The organism is Patescibacteria group bacterium, from assembly GCA_018819405.1.
Lineage (GTDB): Bacteria > Patescibacteriota > Patescibacteriia > UBA1558 > GWA2-36-10 > XYD1-37-29.
This window is the reverse complement of record JAHJQF010000001.1, coordinates 21,860-37,840: the sequence shown is the minus strand read 5'-3', so window position 1 is coordinate 37,840 and position 15,981 is coordinate 21,860. Positions and strand designations below refer to the sequence as shown.

The window sequence follows — 15,981 nt, the reverse complement described above, 5'->3', positions numbered from 1 at the left end:
CTAGGGGTCAGTTTTTTAATAGCTTGTAAAAATTATTTCTGAAAAATAAATAGATGCTCGTGCATTATAAGTAAAAAATTATATTCTTTTGATTTTTTAGCCCAAAAACCAGTAGCCTTACAATTATGCTGTTGTTTTATAATATCCTCTTTTAGTTTAAATCCTAATTTTATAAATTCATCCATTACCTTATAAGAAATCACCTGATACATCTTTTGTCTTCTGGTGTCACCAATCAAAATTGCACAATATTTACCTGGTTTTAAAACCCTATAAATTTCTTTAGCTACAAAAGCCATCTCTTTTACAAATTCATCAATGTCATGAATATTTGATAAATCTTCTTTTATTTTTCCATCACTGTATTTTATAATATCTGCATATGGTGGGTGAGTAAGCACAAAATCAATCTCTTCATCTTTTATAAAACTCATTTGCCTAGCATCACACTTCTTTATCCTTTGTGTTGCTTGATTGTCAACTTCAAATTTTAAAACTTTTTTGGTTATTTCCAGAGCTTCTTCGTTTACGTCTACGCAGGTTATATTTCTATTTAAAATTTTGGCTTCAATGGCAGTTGTTCCCCCGCCAATCATACAATCAAGCAAATGATCGCCTTCTTTTGAATAACGTAAAATAAGATTGCGCACTACTTCTGGTGCCCAATTTCCACGCCAATCTGATTTATGCGTAGCCCATTTACCACGTCTGGGAAATGACCAAACCGTAGTACACTCTAAATCAAAATTTTCTGGGTGTAAATTAACTTCGCTTTTCTTCATATTTTTATTTTGGCACAGGCAGGCCTATTTTATGTAGTGGTAAATATTCAAAATAATATTTACAACCAACTTCTATAATATATTCTAAAGTATCTTTATAACCATCGCTCTTAAACCAATCACTAATAATATAAATATATTCCACTTCATAATTTAATTCTGAAAAAAGTTTTTTATATTGCTTCAATTTAAAATCACAAGTCTGTAATTTTTCATCTACCGAGCCACCAACTTGCTGATATTTAACTTCTATAATAAAAAGGGTATTTTCTTTAATTACGTAGATAGCATCATCTGGCAACAATTTTTTTGATAAATATTTTTTGTAATCAATTCCCTTAGAACTAAGGAACTTATAAAGCTCGTGTTTCTTAAAAGAATTTGCAACTAATTTATTTTCATAATAAATTTCTGAGCCTATGCCTACTTTTTTTACAGAATACCCTTTAACATTTTTATCTAAAAAAACTAATAAATCTATTTTATTTTCAAAATTAATTCCTGTTTGTGTGTTAGAGCCACCTGTTCCGTCTTTTTTCATATTTTTAAACTATTAATAGTGTAATTATATATTTCCTCCGCCAAAATTATCGCTCTTTGCTTACAAGCTTCTTCATCCCATTTAGAAAGTTTAACTTTTAAAAAATTTGATGTGGATTCAAATGATGTTTTTTCCATTATTTTATATGAAGATGATAAATCTTTGTTGTCTCTTTTTTTGTTAAGCTCTTTTTCCAATAAAATTAAATTGCCAATATTATGAGTCCAAACTTCATTACTGGCTTGAGGGGATAAATGATCTAACGATTCTTCTGATATATCAACATCCTTTCCTGGCGAATATTTTTTCTCTAATAATCTAAAAATATACAAAATTAAACCCTTATCTTTCGTATAACTTAATTCTTTAAATAATGAGATAAACTCCTCTTTTTCGGGGATTCTTTTAACTAATTCTTCTGTTAAACTTGAAAAAATTGAATCACTATCTTCCCCCTCAAGTCTAAGCTGTACTGCGTATTTAGAATATAAAGTGTCCAAGCCAGATGGTCTATATGAACAAACAGCATTAAATAAAAAATGAAATTTTTCAATGATACTAATCATTTTGATAATTTTATTTTGATGTATTTTTTTATTTTTTGATAATTCAAGCAAAGTGATAAGAAATGAATAATGTACTTTTATATTAAATTTATCCAATGAATAAATCATTCCTCTAATTTTAGTGCCTAATTTTTTATCATAAGGACAATATAATCCCCAATCTGTTGACTCAGAATCCAAAGCATCTCTATATACTTCTGAAAATTTTAAAAGACTTTTTAAAAGATTTTCAGCTCCTATAGAGTCTTTCTTGTTGTTAAAATTTTTATATAATTTAGGCTCACTAATTTTTTCATAATATGATGCCCAATATCTATTAAAAAAATTTTTTCTATTTATTTTTATATTTTCTAAAATATTTTTCCATGTAACCCTAGGATCATCTATCCCTTCTTGTTTTTTAAATTTTGTAACAATAAAACTCTTGACTAGATCTAAAATATCTAAATTAACACCTCTAAAATTCAGAGTTACGAAAATATTTATAGCACTTTGATCATCATCCTGAAGGACAACTATAAAATCGAGATTTAATAAAATATTTCTGATATCTTTCAATTTAACTATATCAAAAGATTTTAATTTACTACTAAAATATTCTTTTGCTTCATTTAATTTTTTAGCCTCTACGTTGCTATCATTATTTACATTATTATACAAAACAATGTCTTGAAAATATTTATGAGCATTTTGATTTTGCAATATTATATGATCTTTTGCGTTATCATCCTTAAAAAATATTCTACTCTTCAGAGCCTCTGCTAATTCATTACCTTCTTTTATATTTTCAAATCTAAATATTAATCTATTAATTAAAATTAATATTGTGGTCAACCTTTGTTGTCCATCTATGATTCTAAAGGGTCCCATACTATCAAAGTCTTTGCCAGATAACACAATTGTTCCTAAAAAATAATCACCTTCGGCAGAATTTATATCATCCCAAAATTCATCTAACTGATCTTTTCCCCACGTATATTCTCTCTGAAATTCTGGTATTATAAATTCTCTTTTTTGTAAAATAGCTGATAATTTATAACTTTTAGCAAAAAAATCCATAAAACTAATAATTAATAACCAAAACTTCTTTTATCTTGCCTCTTTTTTTAGCATCAGAATTTACATTTCTACCAGCTAACACTTTATTTACTTTTATCTTTTTATCTAAATTTGAATAAAGTTTGTTTATAAATGGGGTATCAGAATTTGATAACATTACAAAACAACCTCGTTTATGTAGCTCAAAAAAAGTATTTCTGAGCTCTGCTTGTTCTTTTTCCAAAAAATCTTGAGTAGTATAGTTGGTAAAATTTGAAGTCTTATTTACTGGATAATATGGCGGATCAAAATAAATAAAGTCACCTTTTTTGGCACGCTTTAAAACTTTTTTATAATCTTCGTTGTATATTTTTACATTTTTGAGAGCTTTGGAAATTTTATTTAGATTTTCCTCATCACAAATTAGGGGGTTGGTATATTCTCCCATGGGTACATTAAATTCTCCTTTTCTATTTACTCTATAAAGTCCATTGAAACAGGTACGATTAAGATAAATAAATCTAGCCGCTATTTGAATATCTGATAAATCTTTAATATTTTTACTCCTTACTTTGGTATAAAAATCTTTATCGTATTTATAAGATTTTAAAAGTTTTATCAATTTAGTCACGTCATTCTTAATGACTTTATAAGTAGTTATAAGCTCAATATTTAAATCTGATAGCACAGCTTTTTTTGGTAACAAATCCAAAAATACTGCCCCACCACCTACAAATGGTTCATAGTAAGTATGCTTTATTGGATCGAAACCATCAGGTGGATACAAACCCAATTCTTTGAATTGTTTTAATAATTGCCTCTTACCACCAACCCACTTTACAAATGGTTTAGGTCTCTCGGCAATAATTTTAGTGGCATCTTCTATTAAATTTTCTTTTCTGGCTAGACTAAAAACCACCCTAGAATAAATAGGATTAATACCAAATTTTTCTTGAATTTTTAATACGCCCTCAAATTCAGTCATAGTCAAATAATATAGTACTATTTTAACATTTGTGGGTTATTTTAACAAATAGTAAATTAATTAGACAAACAAAAGACCCACATGTTCTGCGGGGGCTTATTTAATAATATAATTATGCTAAATATTAGTCAAATAGTCATTTAAGCATTGACAAAATGAATATTTTATGTTATTATTATCTGTTTAATCATTAAAATTTAATCACTATGGCTAACTTCAAAAAGTGTCCCAACAGCTACCTAGATAGCAAAGGGTACCCGCGATTTAAAGGATCAAACGTGACTGTCCATAGATACGTAGCTAGCAAAAAACTAGGAAGAGATTTAAAACCGGGTGAAGTGGTACACCACATCAACCGCAACAAATCTGATAATCGTCCATCAAATTTGTGGATTTTCAAAAATCAAGCCCAGCACGACTGGGCGCACAAAAAAGATGCTTTCAAATTTGGCTGGAAAAATAGTTATAAAGGATTTTAAAAGCAATACAAAAAACTGCCTAATAAGCAGTTTTTTGTATTTTATTTTTAGAAACAAATTTATTCCTAAATCTTACTTTACTCCCACAAACTACAGGCTGCAAAACTTGCACTGACTTATTCCCTGGTTTTAGAGGTATATTATAACCATTAGTAAACACAATACGATAGTCATTTCTCTGGCCAAAATATTTGGCCTTATTTTTTTCTATAGCAGCATATTGTGGATCAAAATCCAGCCAGCCGGCTTTGCCTAGACAAGCACTGAGCCAAGCGTGTTCCAGTACTTTTTTATATTTTGGATAAATTACAAAACCGGTTTGATTTTTGGCCGGTACTCCCAATATTCTCAGCATTGCTACCATCAAGGCACTATATTCTCCACAATCACCGCGGAGATTTTTTAAATTTAGATTTTTTACCCCTCTGTTTTTGACCGGATACTGATAAGAAAAATTATCAACTACAAAATCAAAAATAGCTTTTACTTTATCAGGCAATGTTTTTTTATCTTTGGTTATTTCATTGGTCAGTTTTTTTATAGCTGGAGTTTGCTCCAAAAATAGTTCTGATTTTAGATATTTTTTATATTCAGATTTTTTGACTGTAGACCAATTTTTATTTACTAGCTTTGTATCTTTTGATAATCTTACGGATAAATCAGCAATAAAATCTTTTTTGTCTTTGATATCAAAATATAATATTTCATTTTCTTGCTTATCATTATATTTTCTATTAATACCGTGGCTTACTGAAAAATTAATAATTTTTTGATACTTATTATTTACAGGCTTAGCAAACCAAAATTTTATTTGATTATTATTTTTGTGATCAAATTTTAATTTATATGATAGATTAAATTGTTTGTCCTGTTTTTTCATAACTTAATTTTCCCATTTTCCACCAAAAAAATCAACCCCAAATCCTTGACAAAAACCCTTATTTCCAGTATTATCCGCCTTATGCAAATAAGAAATATCGCAATCATCGCTCACGTAGATCATGGTAAAACTGCTCTTACAGATGCCATTCTCAGACAAACTGGCATGCTATCTGATGATAGTGTCAGTATGGACTCCAACACTCTAGAAAAAGAGCGCGGTATTACTATTTATTCCAAAAATGCTTCGGTATTTTATAAAGATACCAAGATAAATATTGTAGACACTCCTGGTCACGCTGATTTTGGTAGCGAAGTAGAGCGCGTACTGAGATCTATTGATAGTGTCCTGTTGGTTGTAGATGCCCAAGAAGGACCAATGCCACAGACTAGATTTGTTCTCAAAAAATCATTGGAGCTGGGTCTCAAACCGATTGTAGTAATAAATAAAATTGATAAGCCAGCCGCCAACCCTAATATGGCTCATGAACAGGTTTTTGATTTGTTTTTGGACTTGGGAGCTACTGATGAGCAATTGGATTTTACGGCAGTTTATGCCATTGCCAAAAATGGTATTGCCAAACGCTATCTGACTGACAAGGACAAGGACATCACCCCACTACTGGATATAATACTAGAAAAAGTCCCGCCAGCTGATTCAGATAGTAGTCAGCCGCTTCGTTTTCAATCTTTTAATCTAGCTTATGATAATTTTTTGGGACGTATGGCTATTGGCAGGATTTATGAAGGCAAAATAAAAAGCAAAGACAATCTATTTTTGAAAAAAACAGACGGTCAAGTGCAAAATAGCCGAGTGACCAAACTATTTACTTTCAATGGACTAGAAAGAAAAGAAACTGACGAGGCCTTGGCCGGAGATATTGTGATGGTCGCTGGTTTTGCTGATATTGATATTGGTGAGACTGTCTGTAGCACAGAAAATCAAGAAGCTCTGCCAGCCATCAATGTAGATGAGCCCACTATCTCTTTGGATTTTTTGGTCAACAGTTCACCGCTAGCGGGACGAGAAGGAAAATTTGTCACCAACAAACAGCTCAAAGAAAGGCTGGCCAAAGAATTGGAAGTAAATGTCGGCTTGCGTATTGATTTTTCAGGCGATGCTTTCAAGGTTTATGGTAGAGGAGAGCTACATGTGGCCATACTTATAGAGCAGATGCGTCGGGAGGGTTATGAACTACAGGTATCTCAACCACAAGTTATAATTATAAAAAAAGATGGACAAAAGATGGAGCCTTATGAAGAAGTGACTATTGATGTGCCAGAAGTAAGCTCGGGTATTGTGATGGAAAAAATTGGCAAGCGTAAAGGCATTGCTATTGATATGAAAACCAATGGTTCACAGATGAGATTGGTATTTGAAATACCAACTCGTGGATTACTTGGTTATCGTGGTGAATTTACTATTGATACCAGAGGTGAGGGCATACTTTGCTCACGCGTGATTGGCTACAGACCTTATGTCGGCGATATCAAAAAACGTGATGTCGGTTCTATGGTGTCTATGGCTACTGGCAAAGCTTTGGGATTTTCACTTTTCAATCTGCAGGAGCGAGGTACACTATATATTGGCCCAGGAGTAGAAGTATATGAAGGTATGGTCATTGGCAATACTTCCAAAGGAATGGATATGATAGTCAATCCCACCAAAGGTAAACAGCTTAGTAATATGCGTAGCTCCGGAGCTGATGAAGCTATTGCCCTAGTGCCACCCAATATTTTGACTATCGAAAAAGGACTAGAGATAATATCAGATGATGAATATTTAGAAATTACTCCTCATAGTGTCAGACTGCGCAAACAATATCTGACCGACAATGATCGCCGTAAGGCCAACCGTCAAGCTATCATAGAAGAATAACAAAAAATCGCCCTTCGGGCGGTTTTTTGTTATAATCTAAATATGGGTACAAAAAATAAAATAATAGTTTTTGGCGGCGGTTGTTTTTGGTGTACAGAAGCTGTATTTTCTCAGCTTAAGGGCATAGTATCTGTCGAACCGGGCTACACCGGTGGTACAGTAGCCAATCCTAGTTATGAAGAGGTCTGTACTGGCAGGACTGGTCACGCTGAAGTAATCAAAATTGAGTATGACCCTAATCAGGCTAAGCTAGAAGATTTATTGACTGTATTTTTTGCTACGCATGATTCTGTCAGTCTCAATCGTCAAGGCAATGATGTGGGTACTCAGTATCGCTCAGCAATTTTTTATACTGATAATAGGCAAAATAAAATAATTCAGGAGTTTATAGATAAACTAAACAACAAAGATAGTCCACTGGTAGTTACTGAGGTCAAGGCTCTGGATAATTTTTATCCAGCCGAGAGTTACCACAAAAATTATTATCAAAAAAATCCGTCAAACGGATATTGTCAGGTAGTAATTAATCCTAAGATGGATAAGCTCAAAGATAAATTTCATTCGCTATTAAAATAAAATAAAAAAATTGAGCCCCGAACTTTCCGTTTGACGGGTTAGTTTGGGGCTCGCTTGGCTAGAAATCCAGGATCAGGGGGCTGGCGGCGGCGTGGGCCACGATCTTGGTGGCCTGATCCGGGTTGAAGTTTTCCGCGATCAGGGCGTCGTAGTGACGCTTGGTCAGCTTGGCCAGCATCTCGAGGTACTGAGGGTCTTCGATGAGTTCTTTCAACAAAAACTTGGTTTCTTGGATTCCCTGCTGGAACTGGGACATGTTGGTCCTCCTGGATTTGGGTCTTATGGAACATTCCGGCTGAATTACCAGAATCAAAGGAGTATAATATTTTCTTTATAAATTGTCAATGATAGGGGTAGTCTTTATATTATTTTTTTTGTTTATGGCCATGTGATATAATATTAGTAGATTAAAATAATTTCACTATAATTTCTAACAGGGTGAAGCAAATAAACAAAATATATTTAGCATCATTTTTGAAAAATCAGACATATTTTGTTCCGATTATAGTTTTGTTTTTTCAGGATTTGGGTCTGAGTTACAGTCAGATATTTTGGATTTTTACAGTTGGATCAATTTTTTCTTTTGTGATAGAAATCCCCACTGGTATTTTTGCGGATTTGTACGGCAAAAGAAAAAGTATTATTATATCCAAATTTTTTATATTTCTTGCTTTTATACTTTTTGGATTTTCTTTTAATTTTTTGACATTGCTGCTGGCAAACTTAATTTATGAATTGGGCAAAAGTTTTCGCTCCGGCACTGAGACAGCCTATGTTTATAATTATCTAGCAGCCAATAAAAATAATCCTAGCTATATTTATGTAAAAACCAACCAAAAATTTTATGCCAGAATTTCCGAGAGCATTGGTACAGCTTTGGGCGGATACATAGCTTATAAATTTGGGTTTAATATTGTCTTTTTTGCTGCCGCTATACCGGCTTTTATTAATTTTTTGCAGACACTTAGTTGGGAAAAGTTAGCTGAGTGTGACAAAAAAAGACCTAAATTTACAATCAAAAATGATTTGTACTTTGCCAAAGATGCTGTCAAAGAAGTCTTGTTAAAATCTGAGCTTAGAACTATAGTTTTTAATATTACTATTTTTACGGCCTCATTTATTGCTTTGGAAAAGTTCGTCCAGCCATATATGAAGAGTGTTGATATACCTTTACAATACTTTGGTTTGATATATTCAGGATTTCTGCTCTTAGTGGCTTTTTTGGCTCGTTATGCAGCCAAGTTGGAAGAAAAATTTGGGGGAGTAAGGATGATGAATTATTTGAGTCTGGTATCATTTTTACCTTTACTGATTTTGGGATTTGGACATGCCTCTTATTGGGGAGTGTTTGTTTTCTTTTTTGTGATGCTGGTGGAAAATATACGCTCACCAGTGGCCAATGCACTTTTTCATGACAATATATCATCTGACAACCGAGCTACTATGGGTTCTATTTTGCAGTTGTTTGAATCATTAGGTCAGTTGCTTGTCTTGCCTATGATTGGCTATCTGACAGATTTATATTCTATATATACCTCTATCATGATATTGGCAATTTTAATTTTGATAAATGGTATATTATTCTGGGTACCAAAACAGACAGGAAAATCTAGTTATATTTGATTTTAGTTAGGGTATTAATTTATTCAATTTGGTACAAAAAAACAGGCCAGCAGCCTGTCTTTTGATTTTTATAATTTAATTTAACGTTCTATCTTGCCAGATCTGATGGCTATTGCTTTTTCTTTGGCTATGGCAGGTTCTATATCGCCAGATTTGACGGCCGTGGCCAATTGTTCTAGCAAATCAAATTCAGAATCATTGTTGCCCAATGTGGCACATTCCTGCTTCATCATTTGGATATAATTTATAGCATCTTGCACTTCCGGTGCCAATGACATATTTTCGTTTATTTTTTCAGACATAAGTTTTTTTATTATTTATATTTATATTATATAATCAAATCTTTATTTTGTAAAATTGGACTTTATTTTATTATAAATTATGTTAATATAAAAATATGAACCATATTGGGGTCACTTAAAAGTTTAGCTTCTACGGGTTTAATGAGGTAAAATAAAAATTATTTCCATTAATTTTACAAATATGCAAGCAAAAAATATTTCTAACGGAGTGAAACACCTTGGTATTATAATTAGTGGCTTGGTCCAAGGAGTGAGTTTTCGTTATTTTGCCAAAGAGCAGGCTGATAGTTTATCAATATTTGGTTTAGTAAAAAATTTGGATAACGGTAGGGTCTATATAGAGGTTGAGGGCACAGAAGATAATCTAAAAAAATTTGTTGCTTGGTGTCAGTCTGGGCCGGGTTTAGCCAAGGTAGAAAATGTCAAAATTGTAGAAAATAAGTTGAAAAATTTTATAAATTTTAAAATTGAACATTAAGCTTATTTTTGCTATTATTAAATAAATTATTAATATATTTTAGTATGGATTTTTTGCAAACTTTAGAAGAAATTAGTATTTGGTCAAACACAGGCTATGATTATATGATAGCTATTTTTATATTTTTTGGTCTGATTATAGTATTGAAGGTTTTTCAGATTATTATCTTGTCTCATTTACAAAAATTGGCGCTACGTAGCAAGACAGATATTGACGATATGTTGATTGAGGTGTTCAAAAAAGTTAAGCCACCTTTTTATTTTTTTGTGGCACTATATTTTGGCGTAAAATTTTTGAATATCTCAGAGCTGATAGCTAGAGTTATTTATATTTTATTTTTAGTCTTTGTAGTTTGGGAAATCATACAGGTAATGTCTAGAATATTGGATTTTTCAATCAGAAAATTTTTGCAAAAAAATCAGGAAGACGGTGAGGATAATCAGCACGCTGAGTCTACAGTCAGATTGATGATGGTTATCATCAAAGCTATTTTATGGGTAATAGGCCTGTTGCTAGTTTTGTCAAATTTAGGAATAAATGTTACTTCATTGGTCGCTGGCATGGGTATTGGCGGTATTGCTATAGCTCTTGCTCTCCAGAGTGTGCTTAGTGATTTATTTTCAGCTTTTTCTATATATATAGATAAGCCTTTTCAGGTGGGTGATTTTATTATGATTGGTAGTGACAAGGGTGAGGTAGAAAAAATAGGACTAAAAACTACTAGAATCAGGACTTTGCAGGGAGAGCAACTGGTAGTTTCCAATCAAGAACTAACTAGTGCTAGAATTCAAAATTTTAGGCGTATGCAAAATAGGCGGGTGTCTTTTAATCTAGGAGTTACCTATGACACCAAGTCGGATAAGCTGGAAAAAATTCCTCATATTATAGAAGAGGTTGTTTCTCAGGTAAAATTAGCTAAATTTGATAGATGTCATTTTGTAGAATATAGTGATTCGGCTCTTATTTTTGAAGTTGTATTTTTTATAAACAACAGAGAAATGACAGATTATCTAAATGCTCGGCAGGAAATAAATCTGGGAATTTATAAAAGATTTGCCAAGGAAAAAATTGAGTTTGCTTATCCAACCCAGACAATTCATTTACAAAAATAATTTATGTCCAAATTAAATATATTATCGTGGAACGTCAATGGCATCAGAGCAGTCGTGCGTAAAGACTTTCCCGCTTGGCTAGCCAAAGCCAAACCGGACATTGTTTGTTTGCAAGAAATAAAAATTTCCGATGCAGTATTGGCTCAAAAGGATTTTGATTTTCCTGGTTATCAGGAGTTTTATAATAGTGCCAAGCGTCCGGGTTATAGTGGTACGGGTATTTTGGTAAAGGACAGCATAAAGGCAAAAGTGCTAGCAAGTATGCCTTGGGATGACGAAGGGCGAGTGCAAGTTTTGGATATTGATAAATATTATTTGATAAATATTTATTTTCCCAATGCCAAAGATGATTTGAGCAGGCTTGATTGGAAAATAAAATGGAATGACAAACTTCTAGTTTATTTAAAGAAGCTGGAAAAAAATAAACCGCTTATTATTACCGGGGACTACAATGTAGCCCATCAGGAGATAGATCTAGCCAGACCAAAAGCTAATATTGGTAATGCCGGATTCACTAACGAGGAAAGAGCTTGGATGAATAAATTTTTGTCTAGTGATTTTAAAGATACTTTTCGAGAATTACATCCGGACAAAATCCAATATTCTTGGTGGAGTTTTCGGGCCAATGCCAGAGCCAACAATGTCGGTTGGAGGATAGATTATTTTTGTGTGTCAAAAAGCATCTTAAAAAAAATATCCAAAGCTTATATTTTGGATAAAGTGACCGGCTCAGATCATGCCCCAGTTGGCATTGAAATAGTTTAGATAAAATTTAGAACCCGCGGCGCGCTTTGGCGCGCCGCGGGTTCTTCATATATACTCAAGCCGACTTTTGTCGGGGCTTGAACATAGCTGTGTCAGGATTCCAACAATTTCCGTGCTCATCAAATACCAATTCGTATTGTCCGGGCTTTATCCGAGGATGATCTTTGTAGTCAAAAGAAAATAGAATTTCCACTATACCCATATCATTGGTTTCAATATAAAGGATAGTAACCAGTAGCTCTTGTCCGTAGTGATAGACTGGGTTTGTCTCGTCTCCGCCGCTAAAGTCTACTATGGGCAGTAGACGAAAGGGTCTTTGGCCAGACAGTCTTTCAAAGACCGAGGATGTTTTATCCTCTTTGGGTGCTTCCTCCATGAAATGGAAGCCATAATAGTGGTATGACACGGCTTGTCCTCCTAGTGTTAAGGTACTTCAGTTGCTTTTGCTTGTTTAAAATATAAATTCTGGATAATAGTTGCGTGCATTCCATAGCAACCAGCCGTCAGTAGTAGTGACGTTTTCGGTGGCTATTTCTTGCGCTTCAATCAATTCTTGTGTGTAGACCGCACGGAGATTAAAAGCTTGAAGCCAAGGTCGTAACTTGGATTTTTTTGTAGCCATGGTTGAAGAACTGATATCTAATCCATAGGCAATGACGGCGCCGGGATGTTCGGCTGAATTAGCAAATCCTAGATAAGTCAGAGGATAGTGAGATGGATACATCATCGGTGAGACATAATCAAAGTGATCGGCAAGCTCAGTCAGCTTTTGTCCGATATTCAAATCATAGCCACTGTCTATATTATCCAGCACTAGGCCAAAAGTATCAATAGATGTTGGTATTTGTCCAGACAAATTTTTTTCCAAAAAAGAAAAGAAATTGTCCATCACTTGAGCTTTGGTTTGACCTTCTGTCATATCATAATCCAGGCTGCCCATATTGCCGTCACTAGGAAAGCGCATATAGTCAAAATTTATTTCATCAAAACCAAGCTCAGCTGCTTCTTTGGCAATAGCTAGATTATAATCCCAAACTTCTTTTTTATTTGGGTTCATCCAAGCTAGTCCCTTGTTGTCGTACCAAGTGTTGCCAGCGTGGGTCTTAAAGGCCAAATCAGGACGGGCTTTGGCTAGTACCGGGTCTTGAAAGACTGTCAGTCTGGCTATGACGTAAATATTAGCTTGGTGAAACTCATCTAGCACTTTTTTAACATCGGGCATCCTGGTTCGTATAGCATCAATTTCTTTCAACTCGGTCAATTGGCTATTATAGAGTATATAACCTGAGTAATCTTTGATGTCAATAACTACTGAGTTTATTTTTGTTCCGTTTTTTATATTGTTTATTATCCCCGTTCTAAAAGTATCACTACCAGCTGAGTAAGCTGTCAGATAAATACCTCTGACCACTTTTGGTTTGTAGGATTTTTTGATTGTTACTTCTTCGGGGGCTATGTTATTTTGCTCAGTTTTTATATATTTGGCAAAATGAATAAATTGGATATTATCTTTTCCGTTGTTTTTTATCAAAAATAAAAAAGAGCCGACAAAAATCAGGTATAAAATTCCATAAAAGATAGCATTTTTTGACCACATACTCATAATAACATTATAGCAAAGATTCCAGATAGTTGCCTAATTGCCATATTTTATTTACAATATATATTATGAAAAAATATTATGTCATTGGTTTATTATTTGTAGTCTTGGTTTTTGGCCTGGGAAGTGTTTTCTTATCCAAAACTCGCCAAAAAGAGGCTATTGGGCCAGTTGTCCAGGCCGAAGCAGAGGAATTGGATAGAGAGATAAATGTTGATATTGAGACAGGTATGACTTTTTCCATAGTGTGTGATGAGGCGGGGATTGATTATGCACTTATGTCCGAGATTTTGACAGCGGCTCAAGATGTCTATGATTTATCCAGTGTCAGAGCCGGTAAACAGATAAAGTTTTATTTTGATAAAGATACCAATCAGTTCAAAAAACTTATTTATCCGATTGATACAGAAGAAGAGCTTTTTGTGACGGTTTCGGAAGAAGACGGTAGTTTATTAGCAGAGCGCAAAGTAATTGATTATGAAGTAAGGATAAAAACAGTCCAAGGTACGATTGATAGTTCGCTTTATCAGTCAGCGGTTGATCAAGATATTGATATTCGGGCTATTATAGAATTGGCCGATGTCTTTGCTTGGACAGTTGACTTTGGTATGGGTATTAGAGTTGGAGATACTTACAAATTTATTTATGAAGAAAGATACAGAAATGGTGAATATATTATGCCTGGCAAAATTATTGCCGCCAAATTTGTAAATGATGGAGATATTATTGAGGGTTATTATTTTGATGGTGGTGTTGATGAAAGCGGAGAAGACATAGAGGGCTATTATCATCCGACTGGCGAATCAGTGCAAAAAATATTTTTAAAAAATCCAGTTTCTTTCAAATATATTAGCTCGGGTTTTACTACTGGACGGCGTTATGTAGAAGCTTTTAATGTATCAACTGGCCACCGGGCTATTGATTATGCTGCTGCAGCCGGTACACCTATCAGGGCGGTCGGTGATGGAACAGTGACTTTTGCTGGATGGAGTACGGCTGGCTATGGTAATTTGACCAGTGTCAGGCACAATAGTGTATTTAGTACCAACTATGCTCATCAGAGTAAAATAGCTGTATCATATGGAGAAAAAGTAAAACAAGGACAAATAATCGGTTATGTAGGTTCAACCGGCTTTTCTACTGGTCCGCATCTTCATTTTGAAATGGTCAAAAATGGCACAAAGATAAATCCGTTGACAGTAGATATCCCTTCTGATAAATCAATACCGGAAGATAAAATGCAGGATTTTCAAGCGGCTATAGCTGATTGGCAAAGACAGCTTGACCCTGTTAAATAAATTTGGGTGAGTTAATATATGGATAATTTCAAACCCGACTACATCAAAAAACAGGAGCAGTCCAAAGTAGACAAAGAGAGGTCAATGTGGGTTTTGTCTTACAACCTCAAAGGTATGGCAGCTGGCATTTTTGCCATAGCCTTATTCTGTTATGTTTATATAGGGGATTATCCGGCCAAATATTTGATTGGTGGAGGACTCTTGGGTTATTTTGTGGGTGGTCTGCTGGGAAAATTTTTTTATACCAAACCTCAATAGTGTGGTATAATTATAGATGTTTATATGGCTAGAATAATTTCTGTTGTCAATCAAAAAGGGGGAGTTGGTAAAACTACCACCTCCATTAATTTAGCAGCCTGGCTGTCATTTTTTGGTAAAAGGGTCTTGGTGGTGGATATAGACCCACAAGGCAATGCTTCTTCCGGACTGGGTATAGATTATAAAAATCTAAATAAAGGTATTTATGAAGTTTTGACCGATCCCAACACCAAGATTGGCGAGGCTATTCGGTCTCATCAGCCAAATTTTCATATTTTACCGGCGACACCTGATTTGGCAGGAGCTAGCATTGAACTGGTAGAGGTCAGTGAAAGAGAATTTGTTTTGGAAAATAATCTAAAAGATATTGCTGATTTGTATGATTTTATTATCATAGACAATCCACCCTCTTTGGGTCTTTTGACCATCAACGGTCTGGTAGCTTCTAGAGAGGTGATCATTCCGGTTCAGTGTGAATATTATGCTCTCGAGGGTCTTTCTCAGCTTTTAAATACTATTAATTTAATAAAAGAACACTTACAACCGGATTTGAATATCTTGGGAGCGGTCATGACTATGTATGACAGCAGAAATAAACTTTCCAATGACGTTTTTAATGAACTCTACAGATATTTTCCAGCCAAGATTTTTCGGAGCGTGATACCAAGGAATGTTCGAGTAGCTGAGTCACCGTCACACGGCTTAGCCCTCAAGGATTATGCACCTGATTCGGTAGGATCAAATGCTTATAAAAGGTTAGCTCAAGAAGTAATATTATCAAAATAAATCCCGCACCTTTTGGTCGGGAATTAAAATTAAT

The 15,981-nt window shown here is 34.0% G+C and carries 19 protein-coding genes; 10 read left to right on the top strand and 9 right to left on the bottom strand.

Translation table 11 applies throughout. The annotated features are described in order from the left end of the window. Positions 1-32: 32 nt before the first annotated feature. Genes KKH39_00175 through KKH39_00160 form a run of 4 tightly spaced genes read right to left on the bottom strand, consistent with a single transcriptional unit; the run spans position 33 to position 3,912 of the window. A complete protein-coding gene (locus tag KKH39_00175; protein ID MBU1202458.1) occupies positions 33-782 on the bottom strand; it encodes a site-specific DNA-methyltransferase in 750 nt (249 codons plus the stop codon). A 4-nt stretch (positions 783-786) separates the two neighbouring features. Then, positions 787-1,323 (bottom strand): hypothetical protein, encoded by a 537-nt coding sequence (locus tag KKH39_00170; protein ID MBU1202457.1) that lies wholly within the window; start codon positions 1,321-1,323, stop codon positions 787-789. After that, positions 1,320-2,948 carry a DUF262 domain-containing HNH endonuclease family protein gene (locus KKH39_00165; protein ID MBU1202456.1) on the bottom strand — a complete coding sequence of 543 codons (1,629 nt, stop codon included), beginning with the start codon at positions 2,946-2,948 and terminating at the stop codon, positions 1,320-1,322. The genes KKH39_00170 and KKH39_00165 overlap by 4 nt, the downstream gene beginning before the upstream one ends. A 4-nt stretch (positions 2,949-2,952) precedes the next feature. Further along, positions 2,953-3,912 (bottom strand): DNA adenine methylase, encoded by a 960-nt coding sequence (locus tag KKH39_00160; GenBank protein ID MBU1202455.1) that lies wholly within the window; start codon positions 3,910-3,912, stop codon positions 2,953-2,955. Positions 3,913-4,190: 278 nt separating this feature from the next. On the opposite strand from KKH39_00160, the gene KKH39_00155 reads away from it, so the two are divergent. Next, positions 4,191-4,391, top strand: coding sequence for an HNH endonuclease (locus KKH39_00155; GenBank protein MBU1202454.1), 201 nt, complete (start codon positions 4,191-4,193; stop codon positions 4,389-4,391). A 19-nt stretch (positions 4,392-4,410) separates the two neighbouring features. Here KKH39_00155 and KKH39_00150 read toward each other — a convergent pair whose 3' ends face one another. Then, on the bottom strand, positions 4,411-5,271 hold the full coding sequence (locus KKH39_00150; protein ID MBU1202453.1) for a transglutaminase-like domain-containing protein: 861 nt from the start codon (positions 5,269-5,271) through the stop codon (positions 4,411-4,413). 81 nt (positions 5,272-5,352) lie between these two features. Here KKH39_00150 and typA point away from each other — a divergent pair, with 81 nt between their 5' ends. Both typA and msrA read left to right on the top strand, forming a co-directional pair. Beyond that, the gene (gene typA, locus KKH39_00145) at positions 5,353-7,149 is read left to right on the top strand and encodes a translational GTPase TypA (GenBank protein ID MBU1202452.1); all 1,797 of its coding nucleotides are present in this window, start codon (positions 5,353-5,355) and stop codon (positions 7,147-7,149) included. A gap of 42 nt (positions 7,150-7,191) precedes the next feature. Continuing rightward, positions 7,192-7,725 (top strand): peptide-methionine (S)-S-oxide reductase MsrA, encoded by a 534-nt coding sequence (msrA, locus tag KKH39_00140; protein ID MBU1202451.1) that lies wholly within the window; start codon positions 7,192-7,194, stop codon positions 7,723-7,725. A 58-nt stretch (positions 7,726-7,783) separates the two neighbouring features. Here the strand turns inward: msrA and KKH39_00135 are convergent, their stop codons facing one another. Beyond that, positions 7,784-7,981, bottom strand: coding sequence for a hypothetical protein (locus KKH39_00135; GenBank protein MBU1202450.1), 198 nt, complete (start codon positions 7,979-7,981; stop codon positions 7,784-7,786). Between the two features lie 182 nt (positions 7,982-8,163). Here KKH39_00135 and KKH39_00130 point away from each other — a divergent pair, with 182 nt between their 5' ends. Beyond that, complete coding sequence (locus tag KKH39_00130; GenBank protein MBU1202449.1) at positions 8,164-9,348, top strand: MFS transporter; 1,185 nt, start codon at positions 8,164-8,166, stop codon at positions 9,346-9,348. Between the two features lie 80 nt (positions 9,349-9,428). Here KKH39_00130 and KKH39_00125 read toward each other — a convergent pair whose 3' ends face one another. Beyond that, positions 9,429-9,650 (bottom strand): hypothetical protein, encoded by a 222-nt coding sequence (locus tag KKH39_00125; protein ID MBU1202448.1) that lies wholly within the window; start codon positions 9,648-9,650, stop codon positions 9,429-9,431. A 208-nt stretch (positions 9,651-9,858) separates the two neighbouring features. Between KKH39_00125 and KKH39_00120 the strand changes: the two genes are divergently transcribed. From KKH39_00120 to xth, 3 genes are read left to right on the top strand one after another with little or no spacing between them, the layout of a single operon-like run. After that, the gene (locus KKH39_00120; GenBank protein MBU1202447.1) at positions 9,859-10,128 is read left to right on the top strand and encodes an acylphosphatase; all 270 of its coding nucleotides are present in this window, start codon (positions 9,859-9,861) and stop codon (positions 10,126-10,128) included. Between the two features lie 44 nt (positions 10,129-10,172). Beyond that, positions 10,173-11,240, top strand: coding sequence for a mechanosensitive ion channel family protein (locus tag KKH39_00115; protein ID MBU1202446.1), 1,068 nt, complete (start codon positions 10,173-10,175; stop codon positions 11,238-11,240). A 3-nt stretch (positions 11,241-11,243) separates the two neighbouring features. Next, a complete protein-coding gene (gene xth, locus KKH39_00110) occupies positions 11,244-12,005 on the top strand; it encodes an exodeoxyribonuclease III (GenBank protein MBU1202445.1) in 762 nt (253 codons plus the stop codon). A 55-nt stretch (positions 12,006-12,060) separates the two neighbouring features. Here xth and KKH39_00105 read toward each other — a convergent pair whose 3' ends face one another. Both KKH39_00105 and KKH39_00100 read right to left on the bottom strand, forming a co-directional pair. Continuing rightward, positions 12,061-12,381, bottom strand: a complete 321-nt coding sequence (locus tag KKH39_00105) for a hypothetical protein (GenBank protein ID MBU1202444.1) — start codon at positions 12,379-12,381, stop codon at positions 12,061-12,063. A 75-nt stretch (positions 12,382-12,456) separates the two neighbouring features. Continuing rightward, entirely contained in the window at positions 12,457-13,602 is a 1,146-nt protein-coding gene (locus KKH39_00100; GenBank protein ID MBU1202443.1) for a putative glycoside hydrolase, read from the bottom strand. Positions 13,603-13,673: 71 nt separating this feature from the next. On the opposite strand from KKH39_00100, the gene KKH39_00095 reads away from it, so the two are divergent. Genes KKH39_00095 through KKH39_00085 form a run of 3 tightly spaced genes read left to right on the top strand, consistent with a single transcriptional unit; the run spans position 13,674 to position 15,947 of the window. Continuing rightward, on the top strand, positions 13,674-14,903 hold the full coding sequence (locus KKH39_00095) for a M23 family metallopeptidase (GenBank protein ID MBU1202442.1): 1,230 nt from the start codon (positions 13,674-13,676) through the stop codon (positions 14,901-14,903). 18 nt (positions 14,904-14,921) lie between these two features. Continuing rightward, the gene (locus KKH39_00090; protein MBU1202441.1) at positions 14,922-15,161 is read left to right on the top strand and encodes a hypothetical protein; all 240 of its coding nucleotides are present in this window, start codon (positions 14,922-14,924) and stop codon (positions 15,159-15,161) included. A 24-nt stretch (positions 15,162-15,185) separates the two neighbouring features. Then, complete coding sequence (locus tag KKH39_00085) at positions 15,186-15,947, top strand: AAA family ATPase (GenBank protein ID MBU1202440.1); 762 nt, start codon at positions 15,186-15,188, stop codon at positions 15,945-15,947. The last annotated feature ends 34 nt before the right edge of the window (positions 15,948-15,981 follow it).

Excerpts from the sequence above, each read along its gene's own strand:
- KKH39_00175 (MBU1202458.1), bottom strand. The coding sequence starts at position 782 with ATGAAGAAAAGCGAAGTTAATTTACACCCAGAAAATTTTGATTTAGAG.
- KKH39_00170 (MBU1202457.1), bottom strand. The coding sequence starts at position 1,323 with ATGAAAAAAGACGGAACAGGTGGCTCTAACACACAAACAGGAATTAAT.
- KKH39_00165 (MBU1202456.1), bottom strand. The coding sequence starts at position 2,948 with ATGGATTTTTTTGCTAAAAGTTATAAATTATCAGCTATTTTACAAAAA.
- KKH39_00160 (MBU1202455.1), bottom strand. The coding sequence starts at position 3,912 with ATGACTGAATTTGAGGGCGTATTAAAAATTCAAGAAAAATTTGGTATT.
- KKH39_00150 (MBU1202453.1), bottom strand. The coding sequence starts at position 5,271 with ATGAAAAAACAGGACAAACAATTTAATCTATCATATAAATTAAAATTT.
- typA (MBU1202452.1), top strand. The coding sequence starts at position 5,353 with ATGCAAATAAGAAATATCGCAATCATCGCTCACGTAGATCATGGTAAA.
- msrA (MBU1202451.1), top strand. The coding sequence starts at position 7,192 with ATGGGTACAAAAAATAAAATAATAGTTTTTGGCGGCGGTTGTTTTTGG.
- KKH39_00135 (MBU1202450.1), bottom strand. The coding sequence starts at position 7,981 with ATGTCCCAGTTCCAGCAGGGAATCCAAGAAACCAAGTTTTTGTTGAAA.
- KKH39_00125 (MBU1202448.1), bottom strand. The coding sequence starts at position 9,650 with ATGTCTGAAAAAATAAACGAAAATATGTCATTGGCACCGGAAGTGCAA.
- KKH39_00115 (MBU1202446.1), top strand. The coding sequence starts at position 10,173 with ATGGATTTTTTGCAAACTTTAGAAGAAATTAGTATTTGGTCAAACACA.
- xth (MBU1202445.1), top strand. The coding sequence starts at position 11,244 with ATGTCCAAATTAAATATATTATCGTGGAACGTCAATGGCATCAGAGCA.
- KKH39_00105 (MBU1202444.1), bottom strand. The coding sequence starts at position 12,381 with ATGGAGGAAGCACCCAAAGAGGATAAAACATCCTCGGTCTTTGAAAGA.
- KKH39_00100 (MBU1202443.1), bottom strand. The coding sequence starts at position 13,602 with ATGTGGTCAAAAAATGCTATCTTTTATGGAATTTTATACCTGATTTTT.
- KKH39_00095 (MBU1202442.1), top strand. The coding sequence starts at position 13,674 with ATGAAAAAATATTATGTCATTGGTTTATTATTTGTAGTCTTGGTTTTT.
- KKH39_00090 (MBU1202441.1), top strand. The coding sequence starts at position 14,922 with ATGGATAATTTCAAACCCGACTACATCAAAAAACAGGAGCAGTCCAAA.
- KKH39_00085 (MBU1202440.1), top strand. The coding sequence starts at position 15,186 with ATGGCTAGAATAATTTCTGTTGTCAATCAAAAAGGGGGAGTTGGTAAA.